Origin of the sequence: Paenibacillus sp. FSL H7-0357 (genome assembly GCF_000758525.1) — a bacterium.
In the GTDB taxonomy this organism is placed as follows: Bacteria; Bacillota; Bacilli; order Paenibacillales; family Paenibacillaceae; genus Paenibacillus_AQ.
In genome coordinates, this window is sequence record NZ_CP009241.1 from 3481261 (window position 1) to 3496868 (window position 15608).

Consider the following 15608-nt stretch of genomic DNA (forward strand, 5'->3'; position numbering starts at 1 on the left):
CACCTGCCATTTTGTTAGTTTACTGAGCTTACCCGCACTTGAACATACCCCTGCGGTTAGACGTTGCTTACTGGCGGAATCACTGCAGCAGAATCTATTTTATTATAGAAGTTTATGGAATAGGGCTCAACTTATTTATTGGCCTCATCCGGCATACATATGTTTGGAGAGGAGCGTGAGTAATGATGGAGAAGAAGGTTCAGCAGTATTATAAACTCAAAACAAAACAAAAGGAGCTTGAGAAGGAATTGGCCGAGCTGCGGCAGGACATTTTGTCCTACTGCAGTGAACTCGGGGAGACGGAGGCAGTGATTGGCAGCTACAAGGTTAAGCTTGTCACACAGAACCGCAAGGAATATGATGATGAAAAGCTGTACAACACATTGTCTGACCCGGAGGTTTGGCGTCTGCTCTCAAAGACCGATCCGGTAAAGGTGGCCAGTCTGACCAAACTGAATATCATCGCAGAAGAAAAGATTCAGCATACTTACGCTGTGAAGACCGTGACCTTGTTGCAGGTGGATAAACAATAGACACTGATGTTGCGCGGGGTAATAGAACCTTTTGCCCTATCTATGAGAAGCAGACAGCGGCTCCTGCACGGGGCCGTTTTTTTTTGTGAAGAAGTGAAACATATTCGCTGGTTCCGGCGTGTTATCAGTGAAGGGGGGAGACGGATTGGAGAAACAGTTGCCCTGCACTGAGAAATACATAAATGAAATGGTACGGAAACATTCGGACATGGTACTGCGGCTGGCCTTAGCCTATGTCAGGAATATGGCTGATGCGCAGGATATTTGCCAGGATGTTTTTATCAGACTGTTTCAGCATCATCCTGAGTTTGCAGATCCGGATCATGAACGCGCATGGATGATCAGAGTCACCATTAACCGGTGTAAGGACATGCTGCGAAGCCCATGGAAAAGGTACATTTCTGCTCTGGAAAGACCGGAATTGCCCATACCTGAAGCGGAGGAGAGGGAAGTGGTATCGGCAGTGCTGAAGCTTCCCGTCAAATACCGGATAGTCATTCATCTCTATTATTTCGAAAATTACAGCACGGCAGAGATCGCCGCAATGCTGCAGTATAAAGAAGGTACAGTCCGCACACAGCTGAAGCGTGCAAGAGAGCGGCTGAAAGCCGTAATGGGAGGGATGGAGGATGAATAAATATGTGAATGGGATGAGGAAGATTACGGCTTCAACAGAGCTTGCAGAAGGGATAGTGAAGAAAGCCGTTCAGGAAAAAGCTGAATCGGATACAGGTAAGCCTGCGCTAACCCGCCGTTATAGACTACAACCTGCCGTATCCATCATCGCCGCAGCGCTGGTTCTTCTTTCACTGCTTAGTTTGTTTCTGATCCAGAGTAACGGCCAGCGACAGCCGGGTCAACGCCCCTTCCTGTCAGACATCTTCGCGGTAACGGTGTACGCCGCAAACGGTGAGCCGCAACAGGTACAGCCGGAAATTAAGTTCCCCATCGGGGACTATCGTGTGACCAACAGCAGGTCGCCGGGATTTCCGATACAGATCACGGCTGACGGCGCGGATGAAATCAGGCTGCAGACAACAGAGGGCAGTTTTCTTCGCTGGACTCCGCCGGATTATGTGGTGCATGAGCTCGGAACGGAGACGGCCATTGCATCCGGAGATACGATTTATTGGTCGCCATTACCCAGCAAGAATAGGGAAAGTGAACTGACCCTTACTGCCTACAGCAATCATACTGAAATTGGCAGGGCGCTTATTAGGATACAGTCTGACGAATCCGGTACTTACTCTGGTAAACTGGTGGGGAATGGGCAACAGTAGAGGTCAAATCATAAAGAATCGCAACGAGGATCATTTTGCGTTAAAATAACAAGAGCAGTTCGTTTGGATTTGTAGAACTACAGCAATCTTAGATATGGAGGAAAAGAAGTCATGAAGGATTTTGAAGTGATGCTGGAGAAATATGCGGACCTCGTTGTGAAGGTCGGAGTAAATGTACAGCCTGGACAAGTGCTGATGATCCATTCTCCCCTGGAGACAGCTGAACTTACGCGCTTGATCGTTGGCAAAGCCTATGAGGCCGGTGCTAAATACGTCATGGTTGACTGGGATGATGAGGCGGTTACGCGCATCCGTTACGAAAAGGCTCCCGAAGACTCTTTTGGTTATTACCCGCAATGGCATGCGGATATGCTGGAGGGTTTTGCCGAAGAGGGTGGAGCTATCTTACATATTAAAGTACCCGATCCGGAGCTTTTCCGCGGCATTGATTCCTCGAAGGTGTCAACAGCCGTCAAGGCTGCTGCAGTAGCGCGGAAGAAATATCAGAACTATACCCGGAACAATAAAATCAGCTGGTCCCTCATCAAAGCGCCGACGCGCGCATGGGCGGATAAGGTATTTGCCGATCTTCCAGCAGAAAAACGAGTGGAAGCGATGTGGGAAGCGGTATTCCAGATGAACCGCGTAGGCACTGAGGACCCTGTTGCAGCCTGGCGGGAGCATATTGCCCAGCTGAAGCAAAGCCAGGACCGGATGAATGCCAAGCGCTACAAAAGCCTGCATTACCGCGCCCCCGGTACGGACCTGCATGTGGAACTGCCTGAAGGCCATTTGTGGCGCGGCGGCGGCGGGGAGAACGGTAGCGGCGTATACTTTGTAGCGAACATGCCTACGGAAGAAATCTACACGATGCCGCGTCGTACAGGCGTCAACGGCACAGTGGCCAGTACCCTTCCGTTGAATTTGAACGGGCGTCTAGTGGATGGCATCACCGTTACTTTTACAAACGGCAAGGTTACCGCATACGATGCCGAGTCCGGGCGTGAGCATCTGACTTCACTTCTGGAAACGGATGAAGGAGCTTCCTACCTGGGCGAAGTGGCCCTGGTGCAGCACGACTCGCCAATCTCCCGGATGAGCCGGGTATTCTATAATACAGGTATCGATGAGAATGCTTCCTGCCATTTTGCGCTGGGCAGTGCCTACCCTGTCAATATTGAAGGCGGCGTTGGACTAAGCAGCAAAGAACTGCTGGCGAAAGGCGCGAATGTAAGTTTGACGCATGTTGATTTCATGGTCGGCTCAGCTGAGCTTGATATCGACGGTGAACTGGCGGATGGTACCATTGAACCTGTGTTCCGCAAAGGAAACTGGGTACTGTAACATACATTTATTGAAAAGTCGTAGTCCCGCTGAAAGGCGGGGGTTACGGCTTTTTTTTGTCAATTTTCACTTTACGGAATGAAGAAAAGGATAAATTACAATTTAAGAAAACTGTTTGCGTGTTCTCCCCGTCTTAACTATGTAAGGTAAGGGGGAGTAGGAGGAAAGATGACAATGTCCGGGGTAGAGATGAAGCGGGTTAGCAGTACAGTGTCGCGGGAAGAATCTGTGTTCTATGACACTGTGATAGAGCATAGCGAGCAGCTATATCGTATAGCTTACAGTTATTTGGGCAACCGGAACGATGCGCTGGAAGCGGTACAGGAAATGACCTGCCGGGCGTGGATCAAGCGGAAAACGCTGAAAGATCCCAAGGCATTTAAATCTTGGATCATCCGGATTCTGATATATGTCTGCATAGATGAGCAGAGAAGACGCAAGCGCAGTGTTCCGACAGCGGACGAACAGATGCAGGAGCCTGTTACAATGCATAATACCAGCAGGATGGAAATGCTCTGGGCGCTTGAACAGGTGAAACCCAAGTACCGTCATGTGCTGCTGCTTAAATACTATAATGACATGACGTTGACAGAGATTGCGGAATTGTTGAACAAGCCGGAAGGGACAATCAAAACCTGGCAGCATAAAGGGCTTAAGCAGCTTAGGACGATTATCAGGAATCGGGGTGACTGGAATGATCAGTAACAAGGAAGAAGAGGAAATGCTGTCAAACGCGGTTCAGATGCACCTGCAGGTAGAAGTGGAATTGGAGCAGCAGAGCAGCGCGATAAGGTTTGCGGTTCAACAGGGGATTGAGAGGGGTAAGCGAAAAAGCAAGATGGCTTTATTCTCCAGAAGCACATTCATGGGATTTGCCGCAGCTGCTGCGGTCGCCATTCTGCTGTTTGTCCTTCCTTATCTCGAGTCAGAGCCGCAAACGGCCCGGCCGTTGCAAACGATTGACTGGACAGGGCTGGAGGATTTCAAAGATCTTTCTTCATTTGATGTCGACGACGAAACCGTTTATTCCGCACTTAGAAACGGATATATTCAAAAGATCAACAAATCGGTGAGCAGCGAAGGCTTTACGGTGACCTTGAACGCCGTTACTGCGGACGAGAATAAGCTTATTATTCTATATACGGCTACCACAGATAACGCTCAGGAGATTCACAGTATTAATAGTGCAAAGCTTGAAGACAAGGCAACGAACAGTTATTTGAAAGATACGATGCGGGTGGCCAGCCATTTTAGGGAACCGGGTGTGAAGAGTTACAGTAAATTCATCGGGCGGAGCACGTTCGACCTCGACCGGAACAAGCCATTCCCTGAACAGCTGGAAGCGGATTTTAAAATTGCTTTGGTAGATCCTGGCATGATGGAGGACCCCAATTCGGAAATTGCTTATGAAGATGTACAATATTCTCCCAGTCTTAAAATCAGTTTTACTTTAGCTTCCAAGTTTAAGGAGCATCCAACCCAAACCGTATATGCGGACAAGACTTTTACACTGGAAGGGCACGAGTTAACGCTGACCCAGGTTGAATTCTCCCCCTTAATGACCCGGGTGAATTTGGCGATGAAGGAGAACGAACGCGATCAATGGCAAATAAGAGACAAATTGTTTGTCGCAATCAAGGGAACAGAAATTGCCTCTGAAACGAAAAAGGGTGTAGATCAGCTTCTCTCGTACTCCGGGGGCGGGACGGATGAGGGTTTTAGTTATCTGCTCAGCAGCAATCTTTTGGATAACCCAAGGTCTATGGAGCTGTTAATTAAGACTGGATCAGAGGAAGAGGGCCTATCGGAGATCAAGCTTAAGATTCCTGCAGTTAATCAATAACCTTTGCCTTGTACACACTGAAACTATATAGATTGAACTTGTGGTTTTAGATTTCAGGACCAGTCGCAACTACAGTGAATATTTGGACTTCCGGCCGCTGTTGTCTTCAAATTTCTTGATTTTAACCGCTATAGCGGTTAAAATCCGAAGACTGCTTATGCTTTCGATGCTAGCTTTCCTTCGGAAAGCTTTCAGGCGGACACTACCGTTCCTCCAGTTCCAAAATTCCCCTCCGTTGCTCCTTTCCCTTTTCTCAAGTTTTTAAGTTCAATCTATATAGTAATAAACAGGGTCAGCATAGTCGTGCTGACCCTGTTCCTTTTATCCCTGTAAATGAGAGGTATCATTGAATACTTGAGGGAGTGCTGCTGCCCTATAGATTAAGCTGGACCCAGTCTTTTTCAAGCATCGAATAGATCAGCTCATCACACCAGGTTTGATTGCAATATCTTGTCTCCCGGAGTACGCCATCTTTGATCATGCCCACACGGATCATCAGGTTCTCAGAGCGGACGTTATCAGCATTGGCATATGCTACGATTCGATGGGTCTGAAGAGATTCAAAGGCATAGCCGGTCATCAGCCTAACCGCTTCCGCAGCATAACCCTGCCGCCAATAATCCGGATGCAGCGCCCAGCCGATTTCCCATTCCCTGATTTCTGACCAGTTCAGCTTAAGGCTGATGCCACCTAAGGGTATGTTATCTGCAGTTCTGCAAATGATCAAATTGAAATGTTCACGGGGTGTGCACTGTGCATGTGATAAAGCTGCTTCAAAATCCTTTTGAATTTGTGCGGCATCCGGTCTGTGGTTCTCGAAACGGGTGGTCAGCTCATGGCCCTCCAATTCCCCGAAAAAAGTACGGTCGCTGTCGGTAAAATCCCTTAGCTGTATTCGCTCGCCTATAATTTCCATTCTCTATAGCTCCTGTCTGTCTCCATTATTAAATCTAAATACCATCTTAGGGCCGTCTACGGTCGTTTCAAGCTTCTCTTCATACTTGCCATTTGCATAGCCCGATACGGTCTTTCTCCAGAACTTCTGTCCGGTAATGTTCTTCTCCGAGGGATTGGTGTACAGCTCCCAGTTGCCTTTGAAAGACTCGAATACTTGCACCGCTGCCTGCCGGGCGTAACCTTGCCCTCTGAATGGCTGAAGGATAAAGAATTCATTTACGAAGTAGTTTACACCTTTGGCGCAATAAGGCGGGGTAGCGATGAATGCAAAGCCGGCAGGCACAGCACCCACTTTGATTAAAAAAGGATACAGGCATCCCGGTTTCTCCCACCAAACATTCTGCACCTCGTATTGATCGGCCAAAGTTCTGATTTCCTGGCTGTCTTCGAAGATGCCGTGCCTGTTAAGGGCAGATCCGCCCGTTAGTCCATAGTGACCGGATAAATCATGCAAGTATAAAGGATAGAGATTTTTAATTATATAAGCTTCGTTTGTGTCCGCAAGTTTGATCTGAACATTCATAACAGGCCAACTTTCTCCAGTAAAGGATGGGTGTAATTTATATCGAGTATATATTTGCCTGAAACCCCGTACAAGAGAGAGTTCAGTTAAAAAAGAAGTATGCACCTATTCAATATGAAAGACTGTTTTTCTATCCGACTGGAAATGATAACGATTATCAATTAGAATAAAACAGAGAGTTGAAACAAGAGAATATGCCAAGCAAAAGCAGCAGAGCTAGAGGCGCTTATGGCATCATAGGAGGAATAATTGATGTTTATCCAGACCAGATCCATCGTCATTGAGAAGGGGAACAGCGATAAAGTGATTGAAAAGTTCAGTGCACCGGGGGCGCTGGAGGAAATGGAAGGGCTCATTGATATCAGCGTTACGCTGAACAAGAAGAGCAAGGATAACGAGGAAGTCTTGCTCCTGATCCGCTGGGAATCAGAGGAAGCATGGAAGAATTGGGAGAAAAGTGATGCGCATATCCAGGGCCACCGCAACAGCAGGGGCCAAGAGAAACCGGCTTTTATCATCAGCACAACGGTAAATATGTATGAAGTACAGAAGATAAAAGAAGGCAAGGCCTACGGAAAACAAGTGTAGGATACAGACGGCCACGGTGGTTTACAAAAGAACCGCCTACGGCTGGTTTGACAGCTATGTCGGAAACGTTCCCGAAAACGACATTTACATATTATAGATATAGAATTATAATTATCGTAAATATCGGGAACGTTTCCGAAAATAAGGAGGTATCAGATCATGATGCGCAGAAATGTGGTGTGGCTGCTCAGCACTATTATTGTACTCGGAGCACTGGCTGGTTTGTATCTGCGGAATGAGCAAGCCAAAGATATAGCAGACCCTGTGTTGGAACAGACAATACAGTCCTCTATGCCCAATACAGCGGAGCCTGCCGCTGCAGCAGCCAGCATTGCTCCCGATCAGGCAGACAATCTGCTGACAGATTTAGTTGCCAAGTATAAGGACCTGGGTCTTATCGACGCCCATAATCATGATGCCAGTCTAATGAAGTATATGATTATGCTAAAGACTTGGAAAGATCATGGAGTGCAGCAAGTAGTCCTGTTTGGTGATGTGTCTGAGCCGAGTGCCGTTATTTCCGATAAGTTTGCATGGAAGGCTTATCAGGAGCACCCGGAGACTATTATTCCGTATTTCTGCGGATTTGACCTGCATCGCGTAGAGAGCCTGACGGTAGTGAGAAATAATCTGGAGCAGGGATATATGGGCATTGGCGAAATCGTTGCTGCCTCCACGATGTCACCGGTTGTATCCCGGGTGGCCTGGAAGGCCAATCATCCTCTCGATGGCTATCTTCCACAAATCTATGATTTGGCCGCAGAATACAAGGTGCCGGTGCTGCTGCACATTGATCCGCCTAGCGGTATGCCGGTTGAGAAGCTGGAGCAGGCACTGGAAGAGCATCCGGACACGATGATGATTTTTGCGCATATAAATGCCTACAATACACCGGAAGAGATTGAGCGGCTGCTTTCCGCACACCCCAATTTATATGCTGACTTTTTTGCCGGGTTCTCTGTTTATAATCCAGCTGGGGGAGGTGCGCCGGAACAATTCATTCCTGTCATGAAAAAGTTCCCCGACCGCTTTATGCTGAGCACAGACTCCGGGTATGGAATAGAGGGTGAAGAACAGGCGATAGCCGCGATGTACCAAATGCTTGAGCTGATGGAGGATCCTGTCCTTGCGCGGAAAATCGCACATGACAATCTGGCCGCGCTCATTGAGCATCAACCCGCAACCAACACTCAGCGCGAAGCTCTGCGCAAGCTTGAGCAGGAAACCGGAAAGGACTATCATGTGGATACGCTCTTGAAGGTGGAGGCGGGTAAAATTTTGGCGGAAGCCGCAAAAGGATGAGATCAGCTTGGAAGTGACGATACAGCATATTGCGGAAAAGCTGGGCTTATCGGTCAGTACCGTATCCAGAGCGTTGAACGGCAGTTACGGTGTACATCCGAGAACCATAGCCCGCGTGCAAGAAGCGGCCCAGTCCCTTGGATACGTCCCCAATTTGGGTGCCAAGCAACTGGTCACCCGTAAAAGCAACCTGGTTGGTGTATTCATGCCGGAGATGGAAAAGGAGTCGATTCGTGAGTTCGACGATATTTTTACCACCTTAAGAAAGGCCTTACGGCTCTACCAGAAGGAGATTCTAATTTTCTCAGTGCCCTTTACGGAGTATAAGCCCAACAGCTTAACCGAATGGGTTCGGATGAGAAATCTGGAAGGCTGTGTATTTATGCCACCCTTTGCCAAGAATCACCCGCTCATCAAGGAAGCGGTAAAGCTGCAGGTTCCCTCTGTAAATCTTGGCTCAGCTGTAGGGCCACGCTGCTCGCTGGTTGCCTCTGACGACCGGGAAGGCGGGAAAATGGCAGCCGCCTATTTGATTGGGCAAGGACATCGAAGAATCGGCTATATTACTGGCCCCCCGGATGTAAGCATATGCGAGGAACGCTACAAGGGCTTCAGCGAGATATTTTTATCCGAAACAGGGACTCTCCATGATTCCGCCCAACTGGAATATGGAGATTTTGGCGGGGAGAGCGGAGCGGTGGCAGTCCTGAAACTGCTGGCAAGGGCACCTGAGCTGACGGCGATTTGCTGCGCAAATGACTTAATGGCAATGGGTGCGGTTATGGAGCTTGCCCGCAAAGGCATCTCCGTGCCTCAGGATATCTCTGTAATGGGCTATGATGGAGCATTTTTTACCGCATATAATAACCCGCCGCTGACTACAGTGCGGCATCAGTACGAACGCATGGGGACACTCGCTGCTGAAATGCTGCTTGAAGTGATGAACGGCGGAGCTGGCAGAACATTGAAACTTGTCCCGGAATTGATCTGCCGGGAATCGGTTAATGCTAACCGAATTTCAACGGATTAATAAATTGAATAGAAGAGCAGTCAGGTCATTTCAAGTCTGCTGCAATTGTTCAGAGAAAATAATGTATTAGACTGGTAAGCGTTTCATAAGCTAACGGGCAATTTTGCATAAATACTAATTTTTCATAAGTATATTAATATACTAAATTAGTACATATATACCAAAATTAGGAAATGGGAGTTTAGATGATGAAAAGTCGATGGATAACTGTAGCTGTGCTATTTTTGTGTCTGCTTTTGCTGTTAACCGCCTGCAGCGACAACACACCAGTAGCTGAGATGCAGAACACAGCAGGGGCACTAAATACATCTGAGGTGATTGAGTCAAGTGCTGCTCCGATAACTGTGTCAACGGCGGAAGTGGACTCGCCTTCTAACAAAGCTGGACTCACCTACGACTTAACCATGAAAGCTGCCAAGGAGAAAGCCGAACTCCTCACGGCAGCTTACGATACGAACAGCGTGCAATACACCCTTATCGATCATGGCAACATCGTCATATCCGGCCAGTTCGGCAAGAATGACGAGCAGGGACAGAAGCCGCTCACGACAGACACGATGTACGGAATCGGCTCGACGAGTAAAATGTTTACCACGGTTGCCGTCATGCAGTTGGTTGACCAAGGGAAAATCGATCTCGATACACCGGTCGTCCATTATATTCCCGAGTTTAGGATGAAGGATGAACGCTATAAACAGATTACGCCGCGCATGCTACTGAATCATTCTTCCGGGCTGAACGGGTCTACGTTTACGAACGCCTATTTATTCGAAGATATAGATACCTACGCCCACGACACACTGCTGAAGCAACTAGCTGGTCAGACCTTAAAGGCGGACCCGGGCGCTTATTAACGCTAGCCGAGATTCTGATCGAGCGAGTCAGCGGCATGAACTTCACCCCTTATATCCATCGATATATTACGGAGCCTCTGGGTATGGTCAATACGAAGACGCCGCTCGATTCTCCGAACACAGCGAAGATGGCGGGGCTCTATTATCCTACCTATACAGGACAACTTCCGAACGAGACGCTCAACATGATCGGAGCAGGAGGTATCTATTCCACGGCGGAAGATTTGGCTCGATTCTCGCAAATTTTTACGGGAGAAGCGGAAGAAATATTGTCCGGCAAATCGACTACGGCTATGGTGCAAGAGGAGTACAAGACACCTTTATGGCCTGACGATGCGGACAACTCCTTAGAATACGGTCTCGGCTGGGACAGCGTCCATCTGTATCCCTTCAGCGAATATGGGATGAAGGCACTGACCAAAGGCGGTGACACGTCTCTCTATCACTCATCGCTCGTCGTGCTTCCTGAGCAGGACATGGCGGCAGCTGTTGTCACTTCCGGAGGGAGCAGCACGTACGATCAGCTTTTGGCGAACGAAATCTTGCTTCAGGCGCTGAAGGAGAAAGGGACAATTGCTGAATTCAAGCCTAAGAAATCATTCGGCACGCCGGTAAAGGCTGATATGCCGGAGTCCGTGATGCAGTATTCGGGAATCTATGGGGCAACCAGTACAACGACGAACATAGAGATTACCGAAGGCGGCGTCATGTCCGTTACTTCGGAGCAGCCATCCGATAATCCAGTCCAGAGCTACGAGTATTCGGTAGACGGTACATTCCGGAGTACGAACGGGAATACAATGATCAGCTTCGTGACGAAGGAGAATGGCCGCACCTACGTATGGGTTCGTAAATACGTTTCGTTGCCGGGTCTTGGGCAGACTGCTGTGTCAGAGTACAGCGCCGAGAAGCTCCAGCCCCAAGATCTTCCAGCAGAGACAACAGCGGCATGGATTCAGCGCGACGGCAAGAGGTACTATCTGCTGAATCAGAAGTATACGTCGCTCGCTTATTTGGTGTCGCCACAAACACACACTCAATTGAATTTGTCGAAACAATTGCCGGGATACGTGTTGGATAAGCGAATAACCGGCCCGAACACGGCCGTCACCGAATTGCAAATTCCGGGAATGAGCGGGCGGGATCTCTCAGGTCTTACTTTCTTTACCCAAGACGGCGTTGAGTACCTGAATATGGGTGGAATCATCTTAGTGAGCGAGGATGCCGTGAAGCCCCTTAACTTCGCTAAGAAGTCAATCGTTACGATTCCGCCCAGCGGATACGCCAGGTGGTATACGATAAGCGACAATGATGGGGGCAAGATCGTTAAGGTGAGCATGTCCCAGAACGCTTCCTTCGCTGTTTATGATGCCAAGGGAACATGCATCTATTTCAGTGTCATCGGAGGCAAGGATCCGGTCATACTGCCCTTGGGAGGATCCATAGTTTTCGCCGGTGATGCCGGCACGAAGTTCGAGATTTCCGCTCAGTAACTTCGGATTCCTCAGGAAAAGTTGATGAAATTGAACTGAAAACCTACATAAAAAGTGCCTTGGTTCATCCCAATAGGTGAACATTCAACTCCCATGGAAATTAATTCTTGGCTGTTGCAAGGAAGACCGAAATACGGCGTACTTTCATCATCTGTGGTGCTGCGCTTTCGCTGCATGTGTGGCTAACGGGAAACGTTAGTTTAATAACAGCGGCAGTCTAATACTTTATTTTCACCGAACAGCAATACATTTAGGACGCGCTGAGTTTTGTACAGCGCGTCCTTTTTTGTAAACATTTATACAGCGGATTCCAGTATTTACTTTTTCAAAGCTGGGATTAATCCAGATATTAACACTGCGTCCTTGAGTTGGCTGTGAAAAGCTGTTTTTTTTAATAAGCCACTTGAAATCGCTAACACATGGATTTATAATAGGGCTATCGAAACGATTCGAATCAACCGTCGAGTGAATTAGCAATATGTTCACGGAAATGCTCATTCAACTCGAAAAATGTCTGAAAATTCGTTTCATCCTACATTTTTTTGGTTAATATTACCTGTAACTACCTCGGGGAATAAGAAAAAGAATGATAATATTCGAATTTTTTTTCGATAATAATCGAAACGTTTCGATGTAAGGGCTTTTATCATAGTTTTTTAAGTTTTACTCATACTAAAACAGGGGTGAAAGAGAAATGAAGAAAAAAACTGGAGTTACGATGATGGCAATGTTGATGAGTTTCTCATTAGTTGCGGCGGGTTGCGGCAACAATTCCAACAATGCAGCATCGGGAGACAACAAGACGCTTAAAGTATGGTTCATGGGTACATCTGATACCGTAGAACCTATTGCTAAAATGTATGAAGAAAAAAATCCTGGCATCAAAGTGGATGTGCAAGCGATACCATGGGATACCGCACATGATAAGCTGCTGACCGCAGTCGCTTCCAAAAACGGCCCGGACGTTATTCAGATGGGTACCACATGGATTCCTGAATTTGCCGCTGCCGGAGCTTTGAAAGATATGACTCCATACATCGAAAAGTATCCAAGCATGAAACCGGAGAACTTCTTTGATGGAGCCGTTGAAACAACCAAATATCAAGACCAGACGGTTGGTATCCCATTCTATGTTGAGACACGGGCGCTGTTCTACCGCACCGATATGCTTGGTGATGTTGGATACCCTGAAGGTCCAAAAACTTGGGACGAGCTGAAGGATGCGAGCAAGAAGCTGGTGGAAAAGGGCGGAGCCGGACATTATGCCTTGCCGATTGAAGGTAAAGACTCTATCTACCCTGTAATTTTTGCTTGGCAGAACGGCAGCGATATTATTGATAGCAACCGTAAGCCACAGTTTAATCAACCGGCCTATGTGGAAACTGTTAATTTTCTGAAAAGCTTCTACGATGAAGGATTGTCGCCTAAAGGCACTGACCTTGATACTGTAGCAGCATTCAAAGACGGAACGATGGCTATGTTCATCAGCGGTCCTTGGATGATCCAGACTGTAAAAGAGAAAAACCCTGAAATTGACGGAAAATGGGCAGTAACGACATTGCCTGCTAAAGTAACCAACACCTCTTCCATTGGTGGTGCTGATCTGTCCATCTTCAACTACAGTAAAAATCCGGATGAAGCTGCAAAATTCATTGCTTTCATGGCCGAACAGGATGCACAACTGAAGTATTTCGAAACTTCTAACTCCATGCCGGCACTCAAAGCAGCTTGGAAGAACGAAGCGCTTCAGGATCCAATGATTGCAGCGTTCGGTAAACAGCTTGAAAATTCCCGTCCGGCTCCAACGGTCAGAGAATATGAAGAAATTGCACAGGCTGCAATGGCTGCTTTCGAGCAGATTACCATGGGCGGAGCAGATACACAAACCGAGCTGGACAAGCTGAACGCCAAAGCGAATGAATTGCTGGGCAACAAATAAATAATTATTGAAGTATTGTGTCAGGCGGACTGCCGGGATCTCTTTTTTACGGAGGTTCCGGCATTATGCCTGTATATCCTTCCACACGGAAGAAAGTGAAAGAATGCGAAGGGGTGTGATGTTGTGAGTTCATTTGTCAAGCAGTGGAACAAGCATAAGTATCCATATTTGTTTATCGCGCCTGCGGTAATCCTGCTGACCCTTTTTTCGATTATCCCGATAATTATCGCACTGGTCATCAGTTTTACGGATATGGATTTGGTGGGGCTTGCGGATTATTCGAATATTAGTGCAATTGGTTTTGATAACTATTTTAATATTTTCAAAGATCCTATTTTCTTAAAGTCGATGTACAACACACTTATTTATGTTGTGGTCGGGGTTCCCTGCGTGGTTATTGCTTCCATGGGGGTTGCATTGCTGCTGAATTACGGAACAGGCTGGCTGTTTAAAAGCTTCCGGGTGATTTATTATATGCCTTCCATTACCAACATTGTGGCCGTAGCCGTAGTATGGGGTTATTTGTACAACGGGACGTACGGTTTGTTTAACTATGTTCTGTCCTGGTTTGACCTGCCTGCGCAGCAATGGCTCCAAGATCCTGTGCTGGCGAAATTTTCACTTATCCTGCTGGCGTTCTGGAAATCAATTGGTCTCAATATGATCATCTTCCTGGCGGCCCTTCAGGGAATTCCGCGTTCGTATTATGAAGCTGCGGAAATCGACGGTGCAACCGGCTGGAAGAAGCTGCGCTACATCACTGTTCCTTTGCTTGGATTCGCTACTTTCTTTGTGACCATTACGACCCTGATCGGCTGGATTCAGTTCTTCGAAGAGCCGCTCGTGATGACAAAAGGTGGACCGCTGAATGCAACGATGTCAATGGCGCTCTTTATTTACAATAACGGGTTCCAGCTGAGCAAATTCGGTTATGCGGCTTCGGGTTCATTTATACTGTTCATCATCATTATTATTGCGACACTTATCCAATTCGCGGTCAAAAAGAAAGAAGTGGAATACTAAGCTTCAGCGTGATGCTGCGGGCTTAAGAAGGAGGGAACTAGCATGGCACTGAAGATGAAGAAGATGGAAAAAGGAATTATGATTACCCTGCTCGTTGTCGGAGGACTTCTGATGATGGTGCCGTTTATTTGGATGATCGGTTCATCCTTTAAACCAGAGAATGAATTTACGGTGATTCCACCGTCGCTTTTCCCGGCGCACCCAACGTTTAACAACTACCGGGATTTGTTCGTGAAGATGGATTTTTTAATTTATTTGAAAAATACACTGATTATCGTGTTATGTTCTTTTGCCGGACTGTTTTTGAATGCGATGGCCGGTTATGCTTTTGCGAAATTTGATTTTCCGGGCAAAAACAAGTTCTTCTTTATTATCCTGGGTACGATGATGATTCCATCACAAGTAACCATGATCCCGACGTATCTGATTATTAATCAAATGCATCTCGTAAATACGATGGCGGGTATCGTTCTGCCCGGCTTGGTAGGGGCGTTTGCGATATTCTTGTTCCGTCAGTTTATGACTACCATTCCGATGGATCTGCTGGAAGCGGCAAGGCTGGATGGAGCGGGCGAACTGCGGATCTTTTTCCAGCTGATGGTGCCGATCGTGAAGCCGGTGTTTGCGGTACAAGGGATTTTGACATTTATCGGGGCCTGGAACAGCTTCCTGTGGCCGTTGATTATCGCCAATGACGAGAAACTGTATACACTCTCAGTAGGTTTGTCCTTGCTGAAAGGCCAATATGGTACAGCGTTTGGACTGCAGATGGCCGGTGCGGCATTTATGGTCATTCCAATTATTATCATATTTATCTTCTTCCAGAAGCATATCATAGAAGGATATACGATCTCTGGCATAAAATAGTATAGAGAGAAATAATGCAGGGCTCAGGAAGG

General features: G+C 47.3%; 14 protein-coding genes and 1 pseudogene. 13 read left to right on the top strand and 2 right to left on the bottom strand.

Going from position 1 to position 15608, the window contains the following annotated elements; translation table 11 throughout:
• The first annotated feature begins 182 nt into the window (after positions 1 to 182).
• The 6 genes from H70357_RS15060 (at position 183) to H70357_RS15085 (ending at position 5000) form a co-directional block, all read left to right on the top strand.
• On the top strand, positions 183 to 533 hold the full coding sequence (locus tag H70357_RS15060) for a hypothetical protein (protein WP_331281763.1): 351 nt from the start codon (positions 183 to 185) through the stop codon (positions 531 to 533).
• A gap of 145 nt (positions 534 to 678) precedes the next feature.
• Positions 679 to 1170, top strand: coding sequence for a sigma-70 family RNA polymerase sigma factor (locus tag H70357_RS15065; protein WP_052092041.1), 492 nt, complete (start codon positions 679 to 681; stop codon positions 1168 to 1170).
• Positions 1163 to 1813: a hypothetical protein gene (locus tag H70357_RS15070; protein ID WP_038590933.1), complete on the top strand. Its 651-nt coding sequence runs from the start codon at positions 1163 to 1165 to the stop codon at positions 1811 to 1813. Before H70357_RS15065 ends, H70357_RS15070 begins: the two co-directional genes overlap by 8 nt.
• 111 nt (positions 1814 to 1924) lie before the next feature.
• Complete coding sequence (locus H70357_RS15075) at positions 1925 to 3157, top strand: aminopeptidase (protein WP_038590936.1); 1233 nt, start codon at positions 1925 to 1927, stop codon at positions 3155 to 3157.
• Positions 3158 to 3331: 174 nt separating this feature from the next.
• Positions 3332 to 3862 (top strand): sigma-70 family RNA polymerase sigma factor, encoded by a 531-nt coding sequence (locus H70357_RS15080; RefSeq protein WP_306080840.1) that lies wholly within the window; start codon positions 3332 to 3334, stop codon positions 3860 to 3862.
• Positions 3852 to 5000: a DUF4179 domain-containing protein gene (locus H70357_RS15085; protein WP_038590942.1), complete on the top strand. Its 1149-nt coding sequence runs from the start codon at positions 3852 to 3854 to the stop codon at positions 4998 to 5000. The genes H70357_RS15080 and H70357_RS15085 overlap by 11 nt, the downstream gene beginning before the upstream one ends.
• Before the next feature lie 373 nt (positions 5001 to 5373).
• Here H70357_RS15085 and H70357_RS34345 read toward each other — a convergent pair whose 3' ends face one another.
• Both H70357_RS34345 and H70357_RS15095 read right to left on the bottom strand, forming a co-directional pair.
• A complete protein-coding gene (locus tag H70357_RS34345) occupies positions 5374 to 5916 on the bottom strand; it encodes a GNAT family N-acetyltransferase (protein WP_052092042.1) in 543 nt (180 codons plus the stop codon).
• A 3-nt stretch (positions 5917 to 5919) separates the two neighbouring features.
• On the bottom strand, positions 5920 to 6480 hold the full coding sequence (locus H70357_RS15095) for a GNAT family N-acetyltransferase (protein WP_038590945.1): 561 nt from the start codon (positions 6478 to 6480) through the stop codon (positions 5920 to 5922).
• 252 nt (positions 6481 to 6732) lie between these two features.
• On the opposite strand from H70357_RS15095, the gene H70357_RS15100 reads away from it, so the two are divergent.
• From H70357_RS15100 to H70357_RS15130, 7 genes and pseudogenes are all read left to right on the top strand, one after another.
• Positions 6733 to 7068: an antibiotic biosynthesis monooxygenase gene (locus H70357_RS15100; RefSeq protein WP_038590947.1), complete on the top strand. Its 336-nt coding sequence runs from the start codon at positions 6733 to 6735 to the stop codon at positions 7066 to 7068.
• Positions 7069 to 7227: 159 nt separating this feature from the next.
• Positions 7228 to 8370, top strand: coding sequence for an amidohydrolase family protein (locus H70357_RS15105; protein WP_231578432.1), 1143 nt, complete (start codon positions 7228 to 7230; stop codon positions 8368 to 8370).
• Positions 8371 to 8383: 13 nt separating this feature from the next.
• Complete coding sequence (locus tag H70357_RS15110; protein ID WP_231578482.1) at positions 8384 to 9400, top strand: LacI family DNA-binding transcriptional regulator; 1017 nt, start codon at positions 8384 to 8386, stop codon at positions 9398 to 9400.
• A gap of 278 nt (positions 9401 to 9678) precedes the next feature.
• A pseudogene (locus H70357_RS15115) lies at positions 9679 to 11747 on the top strand (serine hydrolase domain-containing protein).
• 694 nt (positions 11748 to 12441) lie between these two features.
• A complete protein-coding gene (locus H70357_RS15120; RefSeq protein WP_038590954.1) occupies positions 12442 to 13686 on the top strand; it encodes a sugar ABC transporter substrate-binding protein in 1245 nt (414 codons plus the stop codon).
• Positions 13687 to 13809: 123 nt separating this feature from the next.
• Positions 13810 to 14709, top strand: a complete 900-nt coding sequence (locus H70357_RS15125) for a carbohydrate ABC transporter permease (RefSeq protein ID WP_038590956.1) — start codon at positions 13810 to 13812, stop codon at positions 14707 to 14709.
• Between the two features lie 42 nt (positions 14710 to 14751).
• The gene (locus H70357_RS15130) at positions 14752 to 15576 is read left to right on the top strand and encodes a carbohydrate ABC transporter permease (protein ID WP_038590959.1); all 825 of its coding nucleotides are present in this window, start codon (positions 14752 to 14754) and stop codon (positions 15574 to 15576) included.
• Positions 15577 to 15608 lie beyond the last annotated feature (32 nt).

Excerpts from the sequence above, each read along its gene's own strand:
- H70357_RS15060 (WP_331281763.1), top strand. The coding sequence starts at position 183 with ATGATGGAGAAGAAGGTTCAGCAGTATTATAAACTCAAAACAAAACAA.
- H70357_RS15070 (WP_038590933.1), top strand. The coding sequence starts at position 1,163 with ATGAATAAATATGTGAATGGGATGAGGAAGATTACGGCTTCAACAGAG.
- H70357_RS15075 (WP_038590936.1), top strand. The coding sequence starts at position 1,925 with ATGAAGGATTTTGAAGTGATGCTGGAGAAATATGCGGACCTCGTTGTG.
- H70357_RS15080 (WP_306080840.1), top strand. The coding sequence starts at position 3,332 with ATGTCCGGGGTAGAGATGAAGCGGGTTAGCAGTACAGTGTCGCGGGAA.
- H70357_RS15085 (WP_038590942.1), top strand. The coding sequence starts at position 3,852 with ATGATCAGTAACAAGGAAGAAGAGGAAATGCTGTCAAACGCGGTTCAG.
- H70357_RS34345 (WP_052092042.1), bottom strand. The coding sequence starts at position 5,916 with ATGGAAATTATAGGCGAGCGAATACAGCTAAGGGATTTTACCGACAGC.
- H70357_RS15095 (WP_038590945.1), bottom strand. The coding sequence starts at position 6,480 with ATGAATGTTCAGATCAAACTTGCGGACACAAACGAAGCTTATATAATT.
- H70357_RS15100 (WP_038590947.1), top strand. The coding sequence starts at position 6,733 with ATGTTTATCCAGACCAGATCCATCGTCATTGAGAAGGGGAACAGCGAT.
- H70357_RS15105 (WP_231578432.1), top strand. The coding sequence starts at position 7,228 with ATGATGCGCAGAAATGTGGTGTGGCTGCTCAGCACTATTATTGTACTC.
- H70357_RS15120 (WP_038590954.1), top strand. The coding sequence starts at position 12,442 with ATGAAGAAAAAAACTGGAGTTACGATGATGGCAATGTTGATGAGTTTC.
- H70357_RS15130 (WP_038590959.1), top strand. The coding sequence starts at position 14,752 with ATGGCACTGAAGATGAAGAAGATGGAAAAAGGAATTATGATTACCCTG.